A 1238-nucleotide genomic window follows, 5' to 3' on the forward strand; every position below is an offset into this window, starting at 1 on the left:
GGAGGAGGGCATGAGCTCAATTTCGACGTGCCCGGCGAGCATGTCTGCTTCAAGGCGGTAGGGGCCACCGTCATCGACGTAGAAGTTGACCTGGTCGCCCTTGTAGACGTTCGGGTCGCCTTCTGCTCGGCCAGTGCCTGCGGGGTTGTTGTAGGACTGGTGCAGGGTCGGCTTGCCCGGCTCTAGCGACTCTGCAGCGTGGCGGATTTCCTCCATGACTTCTTCGTAAGTCGGACCGGTGGGACCCGGGCTGTCGGCACTGGTGAGGGTGCGGGTATCGTTGGGAATGCAACTAGCAGAGGAAGGGCTTCGAGGACTTCCATGGTCTACAGGAATGCCAGATTCAAGTGACATGTTTGTGAACTTGAATGTTCCTATTCTTCCGTCTTTGGTTGTGCATGACATAATATTGGGATTTTCGTTGGCGTAGGTAACTTTTACGCCGTTTCCCTGATTTACCGTGGAATAAGTATATTGTTGCTGAATTTCCTGGTCAGCGACACCAGAATTTCCGTGTCCATCGTGATGTCCATCGGTTCCTCGTCGCGTAGTCGATTTTTTGACTTCGACTTGACATACCTTAGCGGAAGTTTCAGAGCAGGAGGTAGTAACAACATATGCGTTAGCTCCCGATACGCATTCTAAAACGGGTAAGAGAGCAATAGCAGCAGTGTAAGTGACTTTTCGTAAAGTACGCATATTAGTCATCTACCTGTTCGCAGCCAACAATCTTCCAGGAAGAATCGGAGTACTTAAACTCAAACTTCCACGTATCGTTATCCTTCTGGATATTGACGTCTCTGTGCCACTCGCCAGTAGGCTCCACAAGAGTTATATAATTCCACTCGCGATATGCCTTCCAAAAATAGGTTTCCCCATCCTCAGACCACGGATTTCCATCAGCAACATAGTTGTCAATGCCATCAATAATCCAACCACCGCGCTTATACAAATCCTCAAAGCTCTTATACCCTTCCAGTTCCTCCGTAAAATCGCTGGAAATATACTTTCGAGATTCCGTAAAATCGCCTACCTGAATTCCATAATTAGTCCATTTAACCCAAGCGTCCATCGTCTTACGGATACCTTCAATAGACTTCTCACGATAGCCCTCTTCAGGAGCATTAGGTTTAGGGACGTTCTGGGCAGGACCGTAGCCGTCAGCTTTACGGTATTCGCCGTCGGGGGCTTTGGAGCCCCCGGAGTAGCCGCGGACAGTAGACGGGGTAGCACTCGCC

1 protein-coding gene and 1 pseudogene are annotated in these 1238 nt (G+C 50.2%); both read right to left on the bottom strand.

From position 1 onward, the window contains the following. A pseudogene (locus tag HMPREF2765_RS09450) lies at window positions 1-354 on the bottom strand (peptide ABC transporter ATPase); the annotation flags it as partial. 346 nt (window positions 355-700) lie between these two features. Then, window positions 701-1238 (bottom strand): DUF6318 family protein (locus HMPREF2765_RS03985; protein WP_070604337.1); only part of this gene is annotated, 538 nt, incomplete at its 5' end.

It is taken from the genome of Rothia sp. HMSC062H08 (assembly GCF_001810775.1).
In the GTDB taxonomy this organism is placed as follows: domain Bacteria; phylum Actinomycetota; class Actinomycetes; order Actinomycetales; family Micrococcaceae; genus Rothia.